Source organism: Allorhizocola rhizosphaerae, assembly GCF_003426775.1.
GTDB lineage: Bacteria > Actinomycetota > Actinomycetes > Mycobacteriales > Micromonosporaceae > Allorhizocola > Allorhizocola rhizosphaerae.
In genome coordinates, this window is the sequence record NZ_QJUG01000395.1 from 1 (window position 1) to 3,913 (window position 3,913).

Sequence of the window (3,913 nt, forward strand, 5' to 3'; positions counted from 1 at the left end):
CCACGAACTGCGCTCGCCGCTGCAGACCCTGTCGGCCGCGGCCAGCGTGCTGTCGCGGCACACCGAGGGCATGAACCCGCGTGCGGCCGCGGCGGCGAGCCTGGTGGCCGGCGAGGTCGGCCGGTTCCAGGCGCTGGTGTCCGACCTGCTGGAGCTGGCGCGCGGCGACCAGCCCGCCAGCCTGGAGCCAACCGACGTGGCCGAGCTGGCCCGCGCGGTGTGCCGTGCGCGCGGCCTGCCCGCGTCCAAAGTGGACATCCAGCCCGGCACGGAGGTGGTGTGGCCACTGGACCGGCGGCGGTTCCGGCAGGCGCTGATCAACCTCGCCGACAACGCCGAACGGCACGGCGGCGGGCTGTGTTGCATCCACATCGGACAGTCCAATGGGGTCAGGACCGTGGACGTCGACGACGAGGGCCCGGGGGTCAGCCCACCGGACCGGCACATCATCTTCGACCGGTTTGTGCGCGGGCGCACCGCGGGTGCCCGCGGTGACGCCGACGGCGCGGGGCTCGGGCTCGCTCTGGTGCACCAGCACATCACCGCACACGGCGGCACCATCACGGCGCTCACCCGGCCTGGCGGCGGCGCCCGGTTCCGCATCGAACTGCCTGCGGAGTCATCGTGAAACGCCTACTGGGCCTTGTGCTTGTGCCGGTGGCCGGCCTCCTCTTGGCGGTCGGGGGATGCGGCGTGCCCGTGCAGTCCGAGCCGCATCCGGTGCCGCTGCCCGACCGCACCGCGCATCCGTCACCAAACCAGACGTCGTCGCCTGCCGGTGCCCTAACCCAGTTGTTGTACCTGATAAGGGACGGCCGATTGGTGAGAGTCGAGCGAAGCGTGCCCACCGAGCCGGAGGCGGGAGCCCACTTGCAGACCCTGCTCGCCGGGCCGACCCCCGCCGAACAGGAGCAGGGGCTGTCCAGCGCGCTGCTGGGCACCGATCTGGGCCTGACCGTGCGGGTCGCCGGCGGGCAGGCGGTCGTGGAGCTGGCCACCGGCCTGGAGGGCACCGGCCGCACCGACGACATCCTGGCGTTCGCCCAGATCGTGTGCACGCTCACCAGTAGGGCCGACATCACGAGCGTCACGTTCACGCGGGCCGGAGAGCAGGTCGAGGTGCCGCGGGCCGATAGCTCACTGACCCGGGCGCCGCTGACGGCGGCTGATTATGCGAGCCTCATAGGTCGAAGCGGACCGTGATCGCGGTACCTGGCCCGCGATCGCCGATCTCGACGTGATCGCAGAACGCACGCACGAGCCACGGCCCGCGCCCGCCCTCCCGGGCCTGCTGCGCCCGGCCCGTGCCGTCGGCCGCCACACAGGGTGCAGCGTGCCCGCCCCGCGTCGGTCGCGGGCTCGGTGGCCACCACCAGCAGCTGGCTGAGGCGTTCCTCGCGCACACCGAGGGGCTCGGCATGCGCGGCCACCGCCGAGCGCAGCTGGTAGGGGCTGTCCAGATCGAACGAGACGGTCAGCCGGGCGGCATCGAATCGGTGAAGCAGACGACCCACTGCCCGCGGTCGAGCCCGTCGGCGACGAACTCGCCCACGAAGTCGATGCGCTCGTCGGGGTCGGTATGTGTCACACAGGCATGATCCCCCAGACCGAACTGGTCGACCGCCACCGCGTCTGCCACCCGCCACCCTCCTAATCAGACACACTTAGCCCGGGACGGGCTTGGGCACGGTACCCGCCGCGGGGGTCCGCAATCCGAGGGCTCACATCCTATTTAGACATCAGCACAAGGAAACGGTAGCTCAGCAGGCCTTCGAGGAGCGCGTGCTGCAAAGCGTTGCCCCCGACAAGCGATTGCCAGTATTCACCCGACGGACGCAGGGGCCGGCCGAGCGCGAGCAGCAGGCTGACCCAGCGGTCCCGGGGCCGGCGCAGCTCCAGGTGTGCGGTCAGGTCCAGGTCGCGGGACATCGTCAGGCCGTGCTTGGCCGCCAGCGTGCGGACCTGCTCGACGGTGAGCAACGAACTCGCGTGCCAGCCGGCACGAAACTCGCGCAGCAAACGGGTGCCGCGGGCCGTGCCCGGCGGGGAGCTCGACGTGAGGAAGTCGTCGCAGAGCACGAGCTTGCCGCCGGGGCGAAGTGTGCGCGCGGCCTGCTGAAAGTACAGATCCGGGTCGGGGCTGTGAATGAACGCCTCGATGGAGAAGGTCAGATCGGCGATGCCGGCCAGATCGTCGGGCACCGCGAGATAGTTGCCCTCGCGGCAGCGCACCCGCGAGCCGGCCCCGGCCTCGGCGATGAGTCGCGTGGCGCGGGCCGCCTGGGCCGGGCTGAGCGTGATGCCCTCGCCCCGCATGTCGGTCCGGCCCGCCAGGTAGAGCAGGCTCGCGCCGAGCCCGCAACCGAGGTCGACGACCGTGGGGCGGGCGATGTCGGGCGGCAGGCTGTCCAGGATGAGCTCGTCGACGTGGTGGAACGCGGCCGAGCGTGTGGTGACGCCGGGTCCCCAGACGGCGCGGTGAATGGAGGCGCCGCCCTGGCCGAGCCGCTCGAAGGCGGCGGCGTTGCGGTCGTAGTAGCGCCGGACGCGTGCGGTGAGCTGGTCAACGTCGGTCTCGGGGGTCATGGCGGCCCACTCTACCGGCACGGCACGCGTTGCATCGGGTGCGCGGGTGACGTTGACCTTCCACTTCTGGTCGGTTGCCACGGTCACCTACTACGTGACCAAGAACGGCACCTCCGTCACCGGTTCGGCTACCTAATTGGTGCTGCCGCAGCAGGCGTTCCGCTATCCTCCTCACACGCCGAGTGAACGCGATCGCCTGCTGCGGCTCTACCGTGACCGCGGGGCGACCTGCACTGTCCAATTACGACATTGATGTCCGCGTGCTCCGCGTGAGGGGTTGACCGACGGGGCTATCGTCCGTGTCCATGAGTGCCTCGGGAACACCAACGCTCGCCTGCCCGCTGTGCCACAGCATCGACTTCCAGCAGGAGGAGGGGCGCCTGGACAGCAAGTGGGGTCTCACCTCCCACAAGATGACGCTGCTGATCTGCACGAACTGCCGCCACATCCTGCACTTCTACGACCGCAACTCCATCTTCGACTTCGACTGACCCCCTTTCATGATCAACCTGACAGGGGTGGCGGTTTGTGGTGGGGCTGGGACGGGTAGACGACCGGTATGGCGGAAGATGGGGATCGGCATGTGCTCGGCGACCCGATCACGCGGCTGATGCGGTCGCCCGCCGGGGAGGCGTCCGCGCTGGCTGACCAGACGCCGCCCGCGCAGCTGACCGACGATGAGCTGCGGCGCGAGCTGACCAGCCTGGAACTTGTCGTACGGGAGGCCCCCGAGCGCGGGATCGAGCCCGGCGTCATGGAGTTGGTTCAGAGGCGGGTGGCCGCGCTGCGCAGTGAGTTCGCGCGCCGCGTGCCCGGGTCGTGAACCCGGACATCACAGTTGGCGTGGCCACGCGCAACCGGCGATCGCTGCTACTCGAAACGCTGGCCCGGCACGAAGCCCGGATTAACGTGGTGGACAACGCATCCACCGATGGCGGAAGGTGATCCGGCTGCCGTTCAGCGCTGGTGCCGGTGCCGCCCGCAACCTCGGAGTCAGGCATGCCCCCAGCCGCTGCTGGCGCTCGATCTGGCGGCCGCCCGCGGGAAATTGTCCTATGTGGACGAGTTGGTGGTGCGGCGCCTGCCCGGCCCTCGACACGGGACGCGAGCCGCACGCGAGGTGCAGCAGGCCCGCAACGCGCTGCTGACGGCTTGGGCGCTCCTGAAATGCGTCCCTGAGTGAGGCGTCCCTGAGTGAGGCGTCCCCTGGGAGGAGCGTCCCCTGGGAGGAGCGTCCCCTGGGAGGAGCGTCCCCTGGGAGGAGCGTCCCCTGGGAGGAGCGTCCCCTGGGAGGAGCGTCCCCTGGGAGGAGCGTCCCCTGGGAGGA

General features: G+C 70.4%; 8 protein-coding genes. 6 read left to right on the forward strand and 2 right to left on the reverse strand.

Annotation, left to right across the window (positions count from 1 at the left end):
* The coding region (locus DM816_RS40740) for a sensor histidine kinase (RefSeq protein WP_162908373.1) at positions 1-628 on the forward strand (628 nt) is incomplete at its 5' end.
* A complete protein-coding gene (locus DM816_RS40745) occupies positions 625-1,203 on the forward strand; it encodes a GerMN domain-containing protein (RefSeq protein WP_162908374.1) in 579 nt (192 codons plus the stop codon). The genes DM816_RS40740 and DM816_RS40745, both read left to right, overlap by 4 nt.
* A gap of 271 nt (positions 1,204-1,474) precedes the next feature.
* On the opposite strand, the gene DM816_RS45065 is transcribed toward DM816_RS40745, so the two are convergent.
* Positions 1,475-1,588: an MEDS domain-containing protein gene (locus DM816_RS45065; protein WP_246002716.1), complete on the reverse strand. Its 114-nt coding sequence runs from the start codon at positions 1,586-1,588 to the stop codon at positions 1,475-1,477.
* 140 nt (positions 1,589-1,728) lie between these two features.
* Positions 1,729-2,667, reverse strand: coding sequence for an SAM-dependent methyltransferase (locus DM816_RS40750; protein WP_246002718.1), 939 nt, complete (start codon positions 2,665-2,667; stop codon positions 1,729-1,731).
* On the opposite strand from DM816_RS40750, the gene DM816_RS43340 reads away from it, so the two are divergent.
* From DM816_RS43340 to DM816_RS43345, 4 genes are all read left to right on the forward strand, one after another.
* Positions 2,633-2,722, forward strand: a complete 90-nt coding sequence (locus DM816_RS43340) for a hypothetical protein (protein WP_246002721.1) — start codon at positions 2,633-2,635, stop codon at positions 2,720-2,722. The two genes, DM816_RS40750 and DM816_RS43340, sit on opposite strands and share 35 nt — an antisense overlap.
* Positions 2,723-2,891: 169 nt before the next feature.
* Entirely contained in the window at positions 2,892-3,077 is a 186-nt protein-coding gene (locus DM816_RS40755; protein ID WP_117215788.1) for a hypothetical protein, read from the forward strand.
* A gap of 68 nt (positions 3,078-3,145) precedes the next feature.
* Complete coding sequence (locus DM816_RS40760) at positions 3,146-3,409, forward strand: hypothetical protein (RefSeq protein ID WP_117215789.1); 264 nt, start codon at positions 3,146-3,148, stop codon at positions 3,407-3,409.
* Between the two features lie 108 nt (positions 3,410-3,517).
* Positions 3,518-3,769, forward strand: a complete 252-nt coding sequence (locus DM816_RS43345; RefSeq protein ID WP_162908377.1) for a hypothetical protein — start codon at positions 3,518-3,520, stop codon at positions 3,767-3,769.
* The last annotated feature ends 144 nt before the right edge of the window (positions 3,770-3,913 follow it).